Here is a 16,504-nt window from a genome sequence, read left to right on the forward strand (position 1 = left end):
TCTTCTGCCGCTTCACGAACGGCTTTACGTAGGCCGGTGGAATGAGCCGCGTGTCGTGACCTACTGCGGCGATCTCGCGAGCCCAGTAATGGGCGCTCGCACAGGCCTCCATTGCCACCACGCATCGTGGCAAAGTCGAAAAGAATGACAGAACCTGATCACGCCGAAGCTTTTTGCGGAAGATGACAGCACCGCTCGGATCCGAGCCGTGAACCTGGAAAACCGACTTGGCCAGATCGATGCCGACTGTGCTAACCTCACCCATGGACGCCTCCTCAGTGGTGTTTTCAACACCTCCACTATGGCACATCAATGCCGTCAGGGGGCGTCCACCCCAACGGAGTTGGGGAGCAGGGCACGGTAAACCGTCTCGAATATTGGACTGTGGTCGTCTTAGCCAGACGGGGAATGCGGGTTCAGCCGCAGCTAGCCCCATCCGTTACGCTCATCTCAGTCAAAGGCAGCTCAGCGCGATGTCTTGGGGATTGCCTGCAAAGGCTGACGATCACGGCAACCAGCCCAAGCGTGGACGCGGCGGCACCAGCCAGTGCCACGGCCGGATACCCCAGACCGGCTGCGATCACTCCGCCGCCTAGCGCGGCACCGATCGCATTGCCCAGATTGAATGCGCCGATATTCATTGCCGAGGCGAGGTTGGGCGCATCCGCGGCAGCGTGCATGACGCGAACCTGAAGCGGCGGGACCAAGGCGAAGCTCGCGACGCCCCACATAAAGATCAGTATGGCGATCGGCACCTTGAACGACATCAGAACCGCGAAGGCCACCAGGATCATCGCGAGCGCAGCCAGCGTGACCATCAGCGTCCGATCGACCGATCGATCGGCAAAGCGCCCTCCCAACCAGTTGCCGACGGTGAGTCCGACGCCATAAATTGCCAACATCGCGGTGACGAACCCGAGCGAGGCGTGCGTCGCCTCGCGAAGGATCGGAGTGATGTAGGTGAAGACCGTGAACATCGCGCTGGAGCCGACGACGGTCAGGCCGAGCGCGCCGAGGACCGGCCCGCGGGTGAGGACGCGAAGCTCCGCCATCGCATTGCTATCGGTCGGCGCCGGCAGCGCGGGCAGCGTCAGCCTGAGTGCGGCCATGGTCGCGACGCCCAGTACGGAGACGCCCCAGAAGGACGCGCGCCAGCCGAGATGTTCGCCTGCCCAGGTCGCGATCGGCACGCCGACCACATTGGCGATCGTCAGTCCCATGAACATCGCCGCCACCGCGCCTGCGCGGCGTTCGGCCGGCACGAGGCTGGCCGCGACAACCGAGCCGACACCGAAAAAGGCGCCGTGGTTGAACGAGGTCAGAATTCGGGCCGCCATCAGCATCCCGTAACTGTCCGACAGTGCCGCCAACACATTGCCCGCGGTGAAGATTCCGGCGAGCAGGATCAGCAGAGTCCGCCGGGGCACGCGTCCCGTCGTCAGCGTCATCAGCGGAGCGCCGATCACGACGCCGAGCGCATAGGCGCTGATGAGCAGCCCGGCGCTCGGGATCGATACGCCGAGATCGCTGGCGATGACCGGCAGCAGCCCCATAGGTGCGAATTCGGTGACGCCGATGCCGAACGCGCCGATCGCGAGCGCCAGCAAGCCTGGATTGAATTTCATCATCTGCGTCCTTAGACCAAAGGCGGGTTCAGGCGGGCAAAGCCCTCCTGCTGGTGATACGGGGTGTGGGGATAGGGTGGCAGCACGGCGCTGGCCGCATCGAGCATCGCGAGCTGATCGGGCGACAAAGCCCAGCCAACAGCGCCGAGATTGTCGCGCAACTGCGCCTCGTTGCGCGCGCCGATGATGACCGACGCGACGGTCGGGCGGCAGAGCAGCCAGTTGATCGCGACCTGCGGCACGCTCTTGCCAGTATCGGCCGCGACGATTTCCAGCGCGTCGATCACGCGGTAGAGTTGCTCGGTCTCGACCGGCGGCGCGAACTGCTCAGTATCGTGCAGCCGGCTGCCCGCGGGGATCGGCCGATTGCGTCCGATCTTGCCGGTCAACCGACCCCAGCCGAGCGGGCTCCATACCAGTGCGCTCACTCCCTGATCGGCGCCTAGCGGCATCAGATCGGCCTCATAAGCGCGGCCGATGAGCGAATAATAGACCTGGTGCGCAACGAGACGCGGCCAGCCGTTGCGATCGGCGATCCCTTGCGCCTTCATCAACTGCCAGCCGGGATAATTCGAGACCCCGGCATACCGTACCTTGCCCGCGGCAATCAGCATGTCGAGCGTACCCATCACTTCTTCGGCCGGGGTAGATGCGTCGAATGCGTGAAGCTGAAGTAGATCGATATGATCGGTGCCGAGCCGGCGCAGCGCCGCCTCGACCGACCGGATCAGCCGTGCGCGCGACGCGCCCCAGTCCTGCGGCCCGTCGCCCATCGGCAAACCCGTCTTGGTCGAGATCAGCACCGCATCGCGCCGTCCCTTGATCGCGGCGCCCAGCACCGTCTCGGATGCGCCGTCGGAATAGACGTCGGCGGTGTCGAACATCGTGACACCTGCCTCGAGGCAGATGTCGATCAGCCGCCGCGCTTCGGTCTCGTCGCTTTGGCCCCAGGCGCCGAACAGGGGCCCCGTGCCGCCGAAGGTTCCTGTCCCGAAGCTCAAGGCCGGCACACGCAGCCCCGATGATCCCAATTGCCGATAGTCCATGCGCGCTTCCCTAACTGACGTCTCGGTGCATAGATGGTCGATATCGCCACGCCGGATAAGGCGGCGATACCGCGAAGGACTTTTGATATGGACGCAAAGGCAGGCATCGGCGGCGATCGCGCACGTTCGCTCGAGATCTTCGCCGCCGTCATGCGCGAGGGCAGTTTCTCCGCCGCCGGGCGCACGCTGGGCCTGACGCCCTCCGCCGTTGCGCGGTCGATCGACCGGATCGAGGCGCGCCTGGGCGTGCGTTTGTTGTTGCGGTCGACGCGGGCAATGACGCCGACAGCGGAGGGGCGAGTCTATCTCCAGACCGCGCGGCGTATCCTTGCCGACCTCGACGATGCCGAGCGGGAAATTGCCGACCAGGGGGCGCCGCGCGGCCGGTTGCGGATCAGCGCTGCGCTATCGCATGGACGACTCTGCATCGTTCCACTACTCGGCGCGTTCTCTGCGCTCTATCCGAACATCCTGATCGATATCGCGCTGAGCGACGGCATTGTCGACATCGCCGCCGGACAGGCGGACGTCGCGATCCGGTTCGGCGCGCTTGCCGACAGTCTGCTGACCGCCCGCAAGCTTGGCGAAAGCGGCCGCGTGATCGTTGCCGCCCCGGACTACCTCGCGCGTCACGGTACGCCGGCCGTCCCAGAGGACCTCCACGCTCACAATTGCCTCAACTTCAACTTTCGCCGTACCGAGCCGATCTGGCCGTTTCGCTGGTGTGGTGAGGATATCGTGCTGTCGGTGAAGGGAAATATCGAGGCGAATAACGGAGAGACACTCGGCCAGCTTGCAGCCGCTGGCGTGGGCGTGGCGCGCGTCGGCGCGTTCAGTGTCGTCGACGACATCGCAGCCGGACGTCTGGTGCCGATCCTGGAGGACTTCAATCCTGGCGACGTCGAACTCATTCACGCCGTATTCGTCGGGGGCACTCAAACGCCCGCTCGCGTTCGCGTGTTCGTCGACTTCGTGTTCGAGCGGCTCGCCGATTGATCGCCAAGTCTGGCCGAGGAAATCGCCTTTCTCAAGATGATCGGTGTCGGAGTCGGCCCGCTGGTAAAGGGCTACTATCCTGTCAGCCCTTCCTGGAATCTGCCGGACGGCAACGACCAATTCGGCGCGATCGGATATGCGCGAGCAGGGTGGTGGCCAATGGCGCCCGCGGATCGGGGTTACCGGGTATGTCTCGATCGTTCGTCGTCGCGGGCAACTTGTCGCCTACCGCCATGCACGGGCGCGCCGCGGACACTGTTGATCGCCGTCAAAGCCGCCCTCCTGTCAGACAAGCGGGACGGTTTCGCGCCCGGGTCGGACCAACCGCACAGTTCGGCGCGCTTTCGTTTCCACCCCCGACGTTCGTCACGCATCGGCCGTGGCACGGCTAGACCGTGGTGCCCGATACCGGAATGGAAATGGTACAGTGCACGCCGTCCGGGCCGAGCACATAGGACGTCCTGGCGCCAAGTTGGTATGGTAGCGCGCGCTCTATGAGTTCGCGTCCCTGGCCGGTGCCGCGCGATGCCGCCGCGTCGGCCGGCATCGTCACGCCGCTCTCCAGCCAATCGACATGGAGCCATGGCCGTCCGTCCGCACCGGCGGCTTCGAGCGACCACGTGACCGCAAGGTGCGCCGCGGACTGCCCCAGCGCGCCGTATTTGACCGCATTCGTCGCCAGTTCGTGCAGCGCCATCGCCAGCGTCTGCACGGTGGACGAGCGCAGCCGGATACTTGGCGGGCCGTCGAGCGTCACCCGGTCGAGCGTGTCGTTCATCGCCGACAATTCGGGACGGATCAGGTCGTCGAAGGTGACCCTGTCGACGTCGGTCAGCCGCGACAGCAGCCCCTGGACTCGTGCCAGCGCCTCCAGACGGTCGCGGAACCGGATGCGGAAGTCGGCAAGGTCGGTGCTGGATCTGGCCGTCTTGTCGGCCGTCGAGCGGACGAGGGCGATCAGGTTTCGCGTGCGGTGCTGCAGTTCGGCGACGAGGACGTTCTGCCGCTCGGCCCATTCGCGCCGCTCGGTGGTGTCGATCATCGCACCGACCATGCGCAGCGGTTTGCCGTGATCGTCGTAGAAGAAACGCCCGCGCGCATAGAGCCATAGCACCGTGCCGTCGCGGTGGACGCTGCGGAACTCGTGGTCGAAGTCGGTCTGCGTATCCGCAGAATGACGCAGTGCCGCCTCCGCGGCGGCAACGTCGTCGGGATGAATGCGCTTTATCCAGACATCGTAGCTCGGGACGACCTCGCCCACCGCATAGCCTTCGAGGCGGTAATGCTGATCCGACCAGATCACGTCGCCGGTCTGGACGTTCCAGTCCCACAGGCCTTGTTGCCCGACCTCGATAGCGTTACGCAGTCGCTCCTCGCTTTCCTCGAGCTGCCGCTGCGCCTCCTTGATCTCGGTGACGTCCTGGCCGATGCCGCCGATCCGCTCCACCTGTCCGCACGATCCGTAGATCGGAAAGTCGGTATCGCGCAGCCAGCGCATGCCGCCATCGGGCCGCTGGATGCGGACTTCGAATGTGACCTGCTCGCCGTCCCGAACGCGCTTGATACTGTCGAGCGCATGCTGCCGATCATCCTCGACGATGAGGTCGGTCCAGTTCCGAAGGTTGTCGCCGACGAGGGCCTCGTCGACCGACATGCCGTAGACCGCCGAAAATCCGGGGCTGAGATATTCCCATTGCAGCGTTTTCGCGTCGCGGACCCAGAGAATGTCGCTCGACGCATCGCCGAACTGCCGCAGACGCTGCTCGCTCTCACGCAACGCACTTTCGGTACGCGCGCGTCCGATCGCTGTTTTAACGCGCTCGCCTACCTCGCGGATCATGGTGCGCTCGGCAGCGGTCCAGATCCGCGGTGCAGCATTCTGCGCGGCGATCAGGATGATCGCATTCTCCTCATGAAACAGCACGAGGTCGGCATAGGCGACGACGTTGCGTCCCCGCATCTCGGCACGTGCGCTCTCGTCGAGCCGCGTGTCGGTCTCGATATCCTCGACTTCCACGATCGCGCCCGCGTGATAGGCACTCATGATGGCATCGCCGAACGTATCCATGACATACTCGCCGACGATCGACGGCACGCCACGCGTATAATCATACTCGACGTTCAGCCGCCCGTCGGAGACCTCGCCATAGAGGACGCGGGTAACGCCAAGCTGCTCGCCGAGGCTGTCCGCCGCCAGCGCCGCGATTTCCGGCACGGTGGTCAGCATGCGCAACGCGTCGGACAGGTCGAGGAGAAAGCTCTGCCGGTCCTCGGCATGCTTTCGATCGGTGAAATCCTGCGCGATCTTGAGATAGCCGCGCAGGGTCCCGTCCTGCTCGCGCAGCGCGATCGTCTGCCCGTCCAGGAACACGCGCGTACCGTCCTTGCGCAGATGCCAGCGTACGTCCGCGACAGCACCGCGTTCGCGTGCGCCGGACAATTCGCGCTCGGGCACGCCGGCGGCGCAATCCTCGGGGGTGAAGATCAGTTCGGTCGTCTGCCCGATCGCCTCGCATGCCGCCCAGCCCAGCACGGCTTCCGATCCGCCAAGCCAATCGGTAATCAGGTCGTCGGCGTCGCTGACCACCATGACATAGGAGCGCGCGTTCTCGACGATCAGGCGCAGGCGTTCGTCGGTGGTCCGGAGCGCAGCCGCGGTCTTCAGCCGATCGATGACCGGGCCCAGCACCATCGCATAGGTCTTGAGGAACTCGACATCGTCCTCGTCGAACTCGCGCATCTGGCTGTCGTCGACCTGCAGGATGCCATAGGGTTTTCGTCCCGGCAGCAGGATCGGCACGTTCACGAGTGCGACGACGCCGTGGTCCATCAGGAAGGCGGGAAACACGAACCGCTCCTCGCGCGCGAGGTCGTTGGTGATCACCGGTTCAGTCTTGGCGATCGCGAACGCTTCCGAGGTGCCTTCGGCCAGGCTGACGCGCTCGTGCCCGACGATGCCGGGGCGCCAACCGATGCCGGCACGAACGAGCCCGGTATGGTTCGAAGAATCTATTTCGATGACCTTGGCGAAATCGGTACCGAGCGCGTGTGCAATCAAGCGACAGGCTTCGTTGAGGATTTCGTCGAGATCATCATGGTCGAGCACGAAATCGCCGAAATCGGCGAAGACCCGCTGGCGTTCGAAAAATGTGCTGCGATCGCTCATGTCGTCCCAACGCTTCAGCTTCGGCTCCGTCCCCTTGCGGCGCGCTCCCGATCGATAAGGCGAACCTCTGGTCGGTTGGAATCACGTCCACACCGGAGCTAGCCGGATCGAGGGAATTAGTGACAACCTACGTTAAGGAAGGCCGAAGGGTTCGGTGGTCAATGCCGTGGTTCTGCAGTTCTGCAAAGGCCATGTCATGACCGAACTGGCCGAGTGCCGAATCCTGCTGGTCGAAGACGAATATATGCTCGCGCTCGACCTTCAGAACGAACTCGAGGACCGAGGCGCGTTTATCCTGGGTCCCGAAGCATCGGTCGACGGGGCGCTGCGCCGTGTCGCCCAGGAAAGCAGAATCGACGCCGCCGTTCTCGACGTCAACCTCGGTGGCGAGTTCGTATTCCCGGTCGCCGACGCGCTGCTTGCGCGGCACGTGCCCTTCATCTTTTCGAGCGGCTATGAGGACGGGGTCACGCGGGGGCGGTACCCCGACATCGTCAACTGCGGGAAGCCGATCAACATGTCCCACATGTTGCAGACCATCCGTCATATGCTGAACGCGGCGATATCCTGATCGATCGGTCGGTCAGGGCCGAACGAACGCCAGATCATTCCCGGCTGCGTGTCTCGGCGACCAGCGCCCCCAGCGCCTCGACCAGTGCATCCGGGCGCACCGGTTTGACGAGTACGACCCTGTCGGCAAACCGGTGCGGCAGTGCATCGCCGTCATATCCGGTCGCAAACGCGAAGGGCACGCCGCGCGCGTGTAACGCGTCGGCCAGATCGAATACCAGTTCGCCGCGCAGGTTGACGTCCAACACCGCACCATCGATCCGCGGATTGGCCGCGATCAGCGCGTTCGCCTGATCCACGGTCGGCACAGGCCCGAGAATTTCGGCCCCTATGCGCGCCAGGATGGAACTGACTTCCTCGGCGAGGTAATATTCGTCCTCGACGACCAGGATTCGGGCTCCTGCCAACGGCATCTCATGCATTGCAATATCCGGCCATTTATAACCTGTGTCATACCGAACGAGCGGGTCCGTGCAACTGTCCGTCCTGGTCGGCTGAAGAAATGCAGGTCAGCCGTTGCAGGCGGCGGACGAGCAATAGAACATTCATACCCCGATCGGCGTTATCGGTTCCACCGGCGCCTTTTACGCTTGGCAGTGGATGAACGAGTAATAGCCTGTGAAAGAACGAACGCCGAGGGATGTCCAAGGGCCTGGGCAGGCGCTGCCGCCGATAGGGGCTGCGGAGGCATTGGATGCGCTGGATCATGATGCCCAACTGGCGGCATTACGTCGGGAGGTTCGCCATCTGCGCAAGGCACTTGCTGCGGCCGACGTTCGAGAGCGCGCGCTGAGATACGAGCTTCTGCACCGTGTGCGCAACATGCTGGCCGTCATCCGAACGATTTACCGGCGCATGCTCGGTTGCCAGCTCGCCGCGGACGAGTTCGCGCTGCATTTCGAGGACCGGCTCGATGCGATCGGCCGCTATCAGACCGATGTCGCCGGCATCGCGGCGGGCGGCGTCGATCTGGAGGACATGGTCCGCGACGAACTGCTCATGGTCCATTGTACGGACGGTCCGGACTGCACTATCGTCGGACCGTCGGTGAGACTGTCGGCAAAGTGGGGCGAAATGATGGGATTGGCGCTGCACGAACTCGCGGTGAACGCGGTCAAGTTCGGTGCGCTTGCCCATGACGGCGCGCTGCATATCGAATGGTCTTTGGTCGAAGAGGGGGCGAGGTCGGCGCTTCACTTTCATTGGCAGGAAACCGGCGTGCCGCTGGTCGCGACCGCGCCACGCCCGCGCGGCTTCGGCCAGGGTCTGATCGAGGACGCGCTGCCCTATCAGTTCGGTGCGACCTCGTCGTTCGTGTTAAAGCCCGGCGGTCTCGACTGCACGATCCTGCTCCCGCTGCCGTCGCCGGACCAATCGACGACGGCCGGATGGCCGGAATGGCCCGGCAAGCATGACCGGAGCGATATCCATGATATCGACTAGTTCGTACCCAGAAATCTCTCCTCTGCGAACGCGGCTTGCCAAGCTAGCGCCGCTGGGGCCGGTGATGATGACGGCGTTGGCGATGGCCGAACGCAATCACCTTCTGTCGCCGGCCCGACGCGAAATGAAGGCGGAGCGAAGCCTGATCAGCAAGCCGCGGGCAATCCTGAGCGGTTGGGCATTCCGGCAGCGCATCCTGGCCGACGGTCGCCGGCAGATCCTCAATTTCCTGATCCCGGGGGACGTGATCGGGTATCGCACGCACCGTGATCCGATCGAGTCGTCGTCGATCGTGGCGGTGACCGACGTCGTGACCTGCGCGATGCCCGATGCCGAGCCCGGGACTGACCTGGCGGAGGCCTATGCCGTCAGCGCCGCGCTGGATATGCATTATCTGGTCTCGCACGCGGTTCGGTTGGGCCGGTTTACTGCGCAGGAGCGATTGATCGACTGGTACCTCGAGACGCAGGGGCGGCTCGAACTGGCAGGCGCCGGATCGAGCGATCAGTTCAACGTGCCGCTGACGCAGGAGTTGCTGGCCGACCTGCTGGGGCTGACCAACGTGCACGTCAACCGCACGCTTCAGGCGCTGCGGCGCGAAGGACTGCTCGTCGCGCAGGGCGGTACGATCACGCTCGGCGACCGGGCGCGCTTGCAGTCGATGGTGGACTATCGATCGCCACGCCTCGTTCCGAACGGCTGAGCGCGTTCGACCGAGCGGGGCGCCTAAGACTAGATGGCCGGCCGGCACGATCGGCCGGCTGCTCTGGTCAGGCCGAGCGTCAGTGCTCGTTTCCCGAGAGCGCTTTATGTAACGCTTCGCGAAGTGTTCCCGATCGGGCAGCACTTGGCATAAGTCAGGTAACGACTTTCCTAGAGGCGATGCCTTTCGGAACTGTCAGGTGAAGTACGGCAGGTTCCAGAACCAAAGCTCATGCCAATTTGGAACGATGCTGATAGTATTCGGTGCCGCACTTTGCGGTAGGTTAATGTAAAATACCGATGCCATAGACTTCGTTTTGTCACACGAAACCATACCCTCAAAAATATAGTTTAACATGTATTAAATTGCAGGCAGATACAGGAAACTTCCCGAGCGGAGCGCGTTTCGGGGGCATCGTCTGACTGGCGATATCCCATCACAACGGAGCAAAATCATGTATTATCATGACAAGAGACTGCAGTATCCCGTTCAGGTAACGAACCCGGATCCGGCATTCGCGCGTATGCTCCAGCAAGCCATCGGCGGCGTCGAAGGCGAAATCCGCGTCTGCATGCAGTATTTCTTCCAGGCCTGGGGCAACCGTGCGCCAACCACGAAATATCGCGACATGCTGCTCCACACGGCGACCGAGGAAATCGGCCATATCGAGATGCTGGCGACGGCGGTTGCGCTGAACCTCGACAAGGCGCCCACGCATCTTCAGGAAGAAGGCGTGAAGGACAGCATCGTCGGTGCGGTCATGGGCGGCGAGAACCCGCGCCAGAGCATCGAGGGCATCATCCACAAGAACCTGCTGTCCGCCGGTCTTGCAGCGATGCCGATGGATTCGGACGGCGTGCCGTTTAACATGAGCCACATCTATGCCAGCGGTAACGTCGCTGCGGACATGTACTGCAACGTCGCCGCCGAGAGCACCGGTCGCGTCCTTGCGGTTCGCCTGTTCAACGCGACGCAGGACGAGGGCATGAAGAAGATGCTCCACTACATGATCGCGCGCGACACGATGCATCAGCAGCAGTGGCTGGCGGTGATCGAGGAACTGGGTGCCGAAGCCATGAACCTGCCGATCCCCAACAGCTTCCCGCAGGACATGGAAGACCAGGAGAACAACTACAACTTCTACGCGACCTCGGTCGATGGCACCTTCCCGGAGGGTCGCTGGACGTCGGGGCCGTCGATGGACGGCAAGGGTGAATTCACCGTCTTCCAAAATGCGCCGATGGGCGACGAACCGATCATGGGCCCGGCACGTCCCGACAGCGGTGCGCAGAACCAGCAGATCGGCTGAGCGCACGCGGGAAAGCACGGGGAGGCGGGTTCACGCCCCCCGTGCCAACCCACATCGCGGACTGATCCGGATTATAGAGTTCTACCCGACGTAACCCGACCATAAAGTTTATCAGGAGAGATGCGATGACTATCAAATATATGACGCTGTTCCTTGCGACGATGACGTCCGCGCCACTGTTTGCGCAGACGCCACCGCCGCCCCCGCCCGCAGAGGCCAAGACCGCAGCGATGCCCTATGTGATGGCCGCCGGCATGAGCGACCTGTACGAAATCAATTCGAGCCAGGTAGCGCTGCAGAAGTCGCAGACCCCTGCAATCCGGAAGTTCGCGACGATGCTGATCAAGCATCACCAGACCACGACGGCGGCGACCATGAAGGCGGCGACGAAAGCCGGCCTGACGCCGACGCCGCCGGTGCTGGATGCCGGTGCGACCGCCTCGATCAACGAGTTGCAGACTGCGTCGGCCGCAGATTTCGACCGGTTGTATGTCGGCCAGCAGATCCCGGCGCATCAGGCCGCACTCGATCTGCACCAGAGCTATGCGACCGGTGGTGATCAGGCGCCGCTGCGCACGACGGCAAAGGCAGCCGTGCCGATCATCAAGCAGCATATCGCCGCAGCGATGAAGTTGCAGTCTGGCAAGACCATGAGCGGTATGTCGGGCATGTAACGGAACAGGAGCGCCGGATGCCGGCGCTCCTAATTCCCGGCCGATCGCCATCGTTGATCTACAGTATCTCGGCATGGATCCGTCCGAGATACTGCGCTGGCCTGGCCAGGATGAAGCGCCATGGCAACGACCTCTTTGTGCCTTCGCCAGATGTCGGACGCGGATGACGTGTTGTTGCGAGACGCACGAGCGTTCCGGCAACGATCTCCAACTTATCGGCAGCGTTCTCGAATGCCGCAAGCCGCGTAACCCGCCGCGCGTTTCCCGCACTGTTTGCGATGATTATTCAGGGAGCAAGCTTCTGACTGGCTCCGACCGTCGATGGCGGTAAGGAATGGTGCCGGTTGCAGGAATCGAACCCGCGACATCCAGTTTACAAAACTGGCGCTCTACCAACTGAGCTAAACCGGCCCATAGACGCATCGGGCAGGGTTTCCCGCTGCCTTCGGACCCAATGCTTCAAGAAACGCCGAAGGTCCAGCCCTCGGTGCGTGCGATCGTGGCTGTCATGGCGGTCGGCGCCCAGAGATCGACACGATTGGCGTTCGCGCGCAACCATGCCGCTGTCAGGATCGCATCGGCGGCGTGATCATCGTAGCGCGGAAGCGGCGTATGCGGATCGCTGCCCAGACCCGCCAGCGCAGCGTCGAGTGCTGCGGCGTCGCGCATCTTGCTCAGGCCCTTGCGGATGCCGGCGGCGCGTGCGGCGATCGTGGTATAGATTTCGACGATCGCAGCACCATGGTCCGGCAGGGGATCGAACGGCCACACGGGTATCCGGCCGCCGAGGTGGTGCAACACGCGCATCCCGGTCAGGCTCGATTTGCCGACCTGCGCCGCGCCGACGAGATTGAAGCAACTCGTCGGTGCGAACCCCATCGCGCGCTGGCCCAACTCGCACACCCGCATCCGGCCGGCACCCGCCGCGAACAGGTCGCCACAGTCGCGATGCTGGCGGAAGTGGCGGCGCGCCTGAGGATCGCGCAGAAAGGCATCGACCGCAAGATGCGGATCGTCCGAAGACAGGCTTTCGACCAGACCCCACAACGCACGCGCATCGGCGGGGCTTTCCTGCCAGCCCGGAAAATATCCGGCGTGATCGACGAACGGGAATGCAAACGAGAGATCGAGCCCGATCAGCATCGCCGAGTCGCGCTGGTCGAGCAGCCATGCCAGGACGTCCGCACGCGACCAGGCCGGTCCATGCGGCGGCGACACCAGCACGGGGGTCGCATCGCCCGCTTGGCACGTCGCGACCGCGATCCCCTTGTGGCGATGACCGCGCGCGCCGGACCAGTCGATCGCCGTGAACCGAGTGAACCGCGACGCGCCGTCGACGCCGGTCTTCATGGGTAGGTAAGCGGGCGCTGCATCACGGTTCACGTGGCGCGGCGTCCGGGCGGGTGCAAGGGCTGGATCAGCACGACGAGGATTGTGGCCTCGGTCAGGTCGCAGCCCCAAAATTCTAGCGAAATCCGTTTCGGGACATGCGGATAGGCTGTGACGGCGGCGTCTCGTCGACGAGGCGAACAGCAGGAGATCGCACGATGTCGGGACGTATGGCCAGTTTGGTGGTCGGTATCGCAGCGTTGGCCGGCAGCGTCGCACCTGCCCAGGCGACGCTGCCGGGCGCCAGCGTGTCGGTCATGACCTACAACGTCCACGGCGTGCCGTGGCCGGTCGCGGACGATCGATCGAGCGCGTTGACGGCGATCGCCGCGCAGCTTCGCGCGATGCGTGCCGCTGGTCGGCAACCTGGTATCGTCGCATTGCAGGAGTCGTTCGTGCCCGATGCCAAGGCGATCGGCGCGGAGGCGGGCTATCGCTACGTCGCGTTCGGCGCGCCGGCCGAGGCGATCGCAGCGCCCGAAACGGCGCAGGATCGTAAGTTCGTCGCGGACGGAAGCATGTTGCGCGGCGAGCGGGTCGGCAAGCATGTCGGTAGCGGACTCGCGATCTTTTCCGATTATCCGATCCTGGCGGTACGCCGGATCAGCTACCCGGTTTGTGCGGGGTACGACTGCCTCGCGAACAAGGGCGCCATGGCGGCGCTGATCGCCGTTCCGGGCATCGCCAGCCCCGTTGCGGTCATCGACACGCATCTCAATTCCAACGGCGCGACCGGCGTATCCGAGCCGCGCGCGCTGTACGCGTATCGGCGGCAGATCGACGCACTCAGCGGGTTCATCCGGTCGGTGGCGCGGCCCGGCGGGACGATGCTGGTGGCGGGCGACTTCAACGTCGGTCGCGATATGGAACGGCGGACCTATTTTGCTCAGCACATGTTCGGAGGACCGGTGGCGCTGACCGGCGGATCGCTGAAGTGCCGGGAGTCGCGGACGTGCCTAGTGACCCAGCCGGCCGACATCGCCTTCTCGACCGGTCGCGCAAAGGATTTCCTGCTATATCGTCCTTCGAACGGCGCCGACATCCGGCCGCTCGCACTGAGTGCGCCGTTCGGTCGCGGTCCGGGCAATACGATGCTGTCGGATCATATCGGCGTGATGGTGAACTATCGGATCGACGGTCTTGCCAGGCCAGCGTTGCCTGGTAGCACGCTGGCCAGCCGCCGGGCGGTCAAGGGCGCCGCGGGCCGCGCCTAGTCGTCGAGGCGCCCGGTGAAGAGCAGGTGGCGCGCGTCGTCGGCAACCTGGTTGGCGGCGCCGAGCCGCTCGATAAGCTGCGCGGGGCGGCTGCCGCGCAGTCCCGCGACCGTCAACTGACCATCGCGGACATAGGTATAGACGCCGCTGACGGCGAATGCCGTGACATGGCCGATATGAGCCTGTTGGTCCTCCAGGGTGCGCTGGAAGGTGTCGGACGCGTAGAAGTCACGGCGGGTCATCGGCGTCGCGAAGACGATCTCCAGAATGGCGACCGACCGGCGTTCGGGCGGCACAGCGTGATCGACGTTCGGCGCCGGCGGGGCGGGCTTCGCATTGTCGTAGCGATCGGGCAGGTGCAGGCGGACTTTCAGCACCGCGGGATCGGCGGCCAGCGTCTCGGCGAACCGTGTCATGAACTCGTCGAAGCCCCGAGCATCGGCGTCGCGCGCACCAAAATGTACATGGAGATGGTCCAGGCCGTCATCGCCGTTCGGGATGGGGTCCGGCACGCGGTCGACCAGCGTCCGCGAACCCTGCGGCAGCGCATAGGCGACGGTTGCCGCGAACATATTCTGTTCGTCGGCGAACAGGATCGCGCAGGCATCGTTGAAGGTCGACTGGTCTTCAGCAGAGGCGAAGCCGATCTCGACGCCGCCATCCAGCACGTAATCGTCGAACGGCGCGATGCCATCGATCGTCGGCCAGAGATGCGCGTCCTGCTCGCGATTCAGATGGGTCTGGACGTACCAGCCGAGCCCCGGAATGCGCGAGCACAGCGGTCCGTGTACGTCGCGCCAGTAGGTGGCGAACACCTCGTGCGGGACTCTGGGCCGCCGTAGAACGGTCGTGTAGCTGTTGATGACGATGGCGGCGTCCCGGTCTGCATAGTCTCGGGCGGTGTCGATGATGGGCATACTGATCTCACGGCTTGATAATTGAGCAACGAGTGTTCCCAACGCATCGCAGCCGAGATCGGACGTCGGGCAGGCCCGATTGCGACCCGTGTCAGCCCTTCGCCTCGGGCGGCTGCTGGCGGCGACGGCGCCAGAATTCGAGGCGCTTCTTCACGTCGCGTTCGAAGCCGCGCTCGTTGGGTTCGTAGAACACCGGATGATCGTGTCCGCCCAGTTCGTCGGGGAAGAAGCTTTGTCCGGCGAACGCATCGGGATGGTCGTGATCATATTGATACCCGTCGTGATAGCCGAGTTCCTTCATCAGCTTGGTCGGCGCGTTCAGGATACGCTTGGGCGGCGCGATCGACCCGGTCGATTTCGCCAGCGCGCTGGCCTTGTCGAAGGCGCGGTAGGAAGCGTTCGATTTGGGCGCGGTCGCAACGTAATTGATCGCCTGCGCAAGGAACAGCCGCGCCTCGGGCAGGCCGACGCGCTCGAACGCCTGCCACGCTGTCATCACCTGCACCAGCGCCTGCGGATCGGCCATGCCGATATCCTCCGACGCCGCGCAGCACAGCCGGCGGAACACGACAGAGGGATCCTCGCCGCCGGCGATCATCCGCGCCGCCCAGTACAAGGCGGCATCGGGATCGCTGCCGCGCAAGCTCTTGTGGAAGCAGCTGAGCAGGTTGAAATGCTCCTCCTGCCCCTTGTCGTAGAGCGGGGCGCGTTGCTGCACCAACGTCGCCAGCGCAACGGTATCGAGCGCCGCGGCGTGATCGGTGGCGACGATATCCTCGCACATGCCGAGCAGGTAGCGCGCGTCGCCGTCCGCCATCGCCACCAGCGCGTCGCGGGCTTCACTCGTCAACGGGAGGGGGCGTCCGAAGTGCGCCTCGGCGCGCTCGATCACGCGTTGCAGGTCGGCGGCGGTCAGGCGGCTGAGCGTATAGACCTTCGCGCGCGACAACAGCGCCGAGACCAGGCTGAAACTGGGATTCTCGGTCGTCGCGCCGATCAGCACGATCGTCCCGTCCTCGACGGCGGGGAGCAGCGCATCCTGAACCGGTCGCGAAAACCGATGAAGCTCGTCGACGAACGCCACGGTCGGTTTCGACGCCGACTCCCGCAGCCGGGTGGCCTCGGCAAGCGCCTTGCGCAGGTCGGCGATGCCGGTCGACACGGCGGACAGCTGGATGAAATTATAGCCGACCTCGTCCGCCATCAGCCGCGCGATCGTCGTCTTGCCGACTCCAGGCGGGCCCCACAGAATGAACGACGACAGCCGTTTGGCCGCGATCATCCGGGCGAGGGCGCCCTTGGGTCCGACGAGGTGCTCCTGGCCGATGATGTCCGAAAACCGGCGTGGGCGCAGGATTTCCGCCAGGGGTCGCGGGGCTTTAGCGCTGAAAAGCGTGTCGGACATCTGCTCGCGTATTCCACGGATCGAGGGGGGCGTCATCGCATCGGCCG

At 64.2% G+C, this 16,504-nt stretch carries 14 protein-coding genes, 1 tRNA gene and 1 pseudogene; 7 read left to right on the forward strand and 9 right to left on the reverse strand.

The features are described 5' to 3' along the window. The 3 genes and pseudogenes from U1707_RS13010 to U1707_RS13020 all read right to left on the reverse strand — a co-directional run. A pseudogene (locus U1707_RS13010) lies at window positions 1–265 on the reverse strand (IS110 family transposase); the annotation flags it as partial. Between the two features lie 151 nt (window positions 266–416). Then, window positions 417–1,625 carry an MFS transporter gene (locus U1707_RS13015; protein WP_332800514.1) on the reverse strand — a complete coding sequence of 403 codons (1,209 nt, stop codon included), beginning with the start codon at window positions 1,623–1,625 and terminating at the stop codon, window positions 417–419. An 11-nt stretch (window positions 1,626–1,636) separates the two neighbouring features. Continuing rightward, window positions 1,637–2,671: an aldo/keto reductase gene (locus tag U1707_RS13020; RefSeq protein ID WP_332800515.1), complete on the reverse strand. Its 1,035-nt coding sequence runs from the start codon at window positions 2,669–2,671 to the stop codon at window positions 1,637–1,639. Window positions 2,672–2,758: 87 nt separating this feature from the next. Here U1707_RS13020 and U1707_RS13025 point away from each other — a divergent pair, with 87 nt between their 5' ends. Beyond that, window positions 2,759–3,667: a LysR family transcriptional regulator gene (locus tag U1707_RS13025; protein ID WP_332800516.1), complete on the forward strand. Its 909-nt coding sequence runs from the start codon at window positions 2,759–2,761 to the stop codon at window positions 3,665–3,667. Window positions 3,668–4,055: 388 nt separating this feature from the next. Here the strand turns inward: U1707_RS13025 and U1707_RS13030 are convergent, their stop codons facing one another. Further along, on the reverse strand, window positions 4,056–6,833 hold the full coding sequence (locus U1707_RS13030; RefSeq protein ID WP_332800517.1) for a PAS domain S-box protein: 2,778 nt from the start codon (window positions 6,831–6,833) through the stop codon (window positions 4,056–4,058). Between the two features lie 196 nt (window positions 6,834–7,029). Between U1707_RS13030 and U1707_RS13035 the strand changes: the two genes are divergently transcribed. Further along, window positions 7,030–7,404 (forward strand): response regulator, encoded by a 375-nt coding sequence (locus U1707_RS13035; protein WP_332800518.1) that lies wholly within the window; start codon window positions 7,030–7,032, stop codon window positions 7,402–7,404. A 34-nt stretch (window positions 7,405–7,438) separates the two neighbouring features. Here U1707_RS13035 and U1707_RS13040 read toward each other — a convergent pair whose 3' ends face one another. Continuing rightward, window positions 7,439–7,825 (reverse strand): response regulator, encoded by a 387-nt coding sequence (locus U1707_RS13040; protein WP_332800519.1) that lies wholly within the window; start codon window positions 7,823–7,825, stop codon window positions 7,439–7,441. A gap of 196 nt (window positions 7,826–8,021) precedes the next feature. Here U1707_RS13040 and U1707_RS13045 point away from each other — a divergent pair, with 196 nt between their 5' ends. The 4 genes from U1707_RS13045 to U1707_RS13060 all read left to right on the forward strand — a co-directional run bounded on the left by U1707_RS13045 (window position 8,022) and on the right by U1707_RS13060 (window position 11,532). Further along, complete coding sequence (locus U1707_RS13045) at window positions 8,022–8,846, forward strand: HWE histidine kinase domain-containing protein (protein WP_332800520.1); 825 nt, start codon at window positions 8,022–8,024, stop codon at window positions 8,844–8,846. 64 nt (window positions 8,847–8,910) lie between these two features. Further along, window positions 8,911–9,549, forward strand: coding sequence for a Crp/Fnr family transcriptional regulator (locus tag U1707_RS13050; protein ID WP_332800521.1), 639 nt, complete (start codon window positions 8,911–8,913; stop codon window positions 9,547–9,549). 454 nt (window positions 9,550–10,003) lie between these two features. After that, on the forward strand, window positions 10,004–10,858 hold the full coding sequence (locus tag U1707_RS13055; protein ID WP_332800522.1) for a manganese catalase family protein: 855 nt from the start codon (window positions 10,004–10,006) through the stop codon (window positions 10,856–10,858). 125 nt (window positions 10,859–10,983) lie between these two features. Then, window positions 10,984–11,532, forward strand: coding sequence for a DUF4142 domain-containing protein (locus U1707_RS13060; protein WP_332800523.1), 549 nt, complete (start codon window positions 10,984–10,986; stop codon window positions 11,530–11,532). A gap of 335 nt (window positions 11,533–11,867) precedes the next feature. Here U1707_RS13060 and U1707_RS13065 read toward each other — a convergent pair. Next, window positions 11,868–11,943: transfer RNA gene (locus U1707_RS13065), tRNA-Thr, on the reverse strand. Between the two features lie 48 nt (window positions 11,944–11,991). After that, on the reverse strand, window positions 11,992–12,882 hold the full coding sequence (locus U1707_RS13070; RefSeq protein ID WP_332800524.1) for a hypothetical protein: 891 nt from the start codon (window positions 12,880–12,882) through the stop codon (window positions 11,992–11,994). Window positions 12,883–13,079: 197 nt separating this feature from the next. On the opposite strand from U1707_RS13070, the gene U1707_RS13075 reads away from it, so the two are divergent. Beyond that, the gene (locus U1707_RS13075) at window positions 13,080–14,135 is read left to right on the forward strand and encodes an endonuclease/exonuclease/phosphatase family protein (RefSeq protein ID WP_332800525.1); all 1,056 of its coding nucleotides are present in this window, start codon (window positions 13,080–13,082) and stop codon (window positions 14,133–14,135) included. Here the strand turns inward: U1707_RS13075 and U1707_RS13080 are convergent. After that, a complete protein-coding gene (locus tag U1707_RS13080) occupies window positions 14,132–15,052 on the reverse strand; it encodes an EthD domain-containing protein (protein ID WP_332800526.1) in 921 nt (306 codons plus the stop codon). The two genes, U1707_RS13075 and U1707_RS13080, sit on opposite strands and share 4 nt — an antisense overlap. A 91-nt stretch (window positions 15,053–15,143) precedes the next feature. Next, on the reverse strand, window positions 15,144–16,457 hold the full coding sequence (locus tag U1707_RS13085; RefSeq protein WP_332800527.1) for a replication-associated recombination protein A: 1,314 nt from the start codon (window positions 16,455–16,457) through the stop codon (window positions 15,144–15,146). Window positions 16,458–16,504 lie beyond the last annotated feature (47 nt).

The sequence above is a fragment of the Sphingomonas sandaracina genome, from assembly GCF_036663695.1.
Lineage (GTDB): Bacteria > Pseudomonadota > Alphaproteobacteria > Sphingomonadales > Sphingomonadaceae > Sphingomonas.

Coding starts and splice junctions, on each gene's coding strand:
- U1707_RS13040 (WP_332800519.1), bottom strand. CDS start 7,825: ATGCATGAGATGCCGTTGGCAGGAGCCCGAATCCTGGTCGTCGAGGAC.
- U1707_RS13070 (WP_332800524.1), bottom strand. CDS start 12,882: ATGAAGACCGGCGTCGACGGCGCGTCGCGGTTCACTCGGTTCACGGCG.
- U1707_RS13015 (WP_332800514.1), bottom strand. CDS start 1,625: ATGAAATTCAATCCAGGCTTGCTGGCGCTCGCGATCGGCGCGTTCGGC.
- U1707_RS13050 (WP_332800521.1), top strand. CDS start 8,911: ATGATGACGGCGTTGGCGATGGCCGAACGCAATCACCTTCTGTCGCCG.
- U1707_RS13055 (WP_332800522.1), top strand. CDS start 10,004: ATGTATTATCATGACAAGAGACTGCAGTATCCCGTTCAGGTAACGAAC.
- U1707_RS13075 (WP_332800525.1), top strand. CDS start 13,080: ATGTCGGGACGTATGGCCAGTTTGGTGGTCGGTATCGCAGCGTTGGCC.
- U1707_RS13030 (WP_332800517.1), bottom strand. CDS start 6,833: ATGAGCGATCGCAGCACATTTTTCGAACGCCAGCGGGTCTTCGCCGAT.
- U1707_RS13080 (WP_332800526.1), bottom strand. CDS start 15,052: ATGCCCATCATCGACACCGCCCGAGACTATGCAGACCGGGACGCCGCC.
- U1707_RS13060 (WP_332800523.1), top strand. CDS start 10,984: ATGACTATCAAATATATGACGCTGTTCCTTGCGACGATGACGTCCGCG.
- U1707_RS13035 (WP_332800518.1), top strand. CDS start 7,030: ATGACCGAACTGGCCGAGTGCCGAATCCTGCTGGTCGAAGACGAATAT.
- U1707_RS13025 (WP_332800516.1), top strand. CDS start 2,759: ATGGACGCAAAGGCAGGCATCGGCGGCGATCGCGCACGTTCGCTCGAG.
- U1707_RS13020 (WP_332800515.1), bottom strand. CDS start 2,671: ATGGACTATCGGCAATTGGGATCATCGGGGCTGCGTGTGCCGGCCTTG.
- U1707_RS13085 (WP_332800527.1), bottom strand. CDS start 16,457: ATGTCCGACACGCTTTTCAGCGCTAAAGCCCCGCGACCCCTGGCGGAA.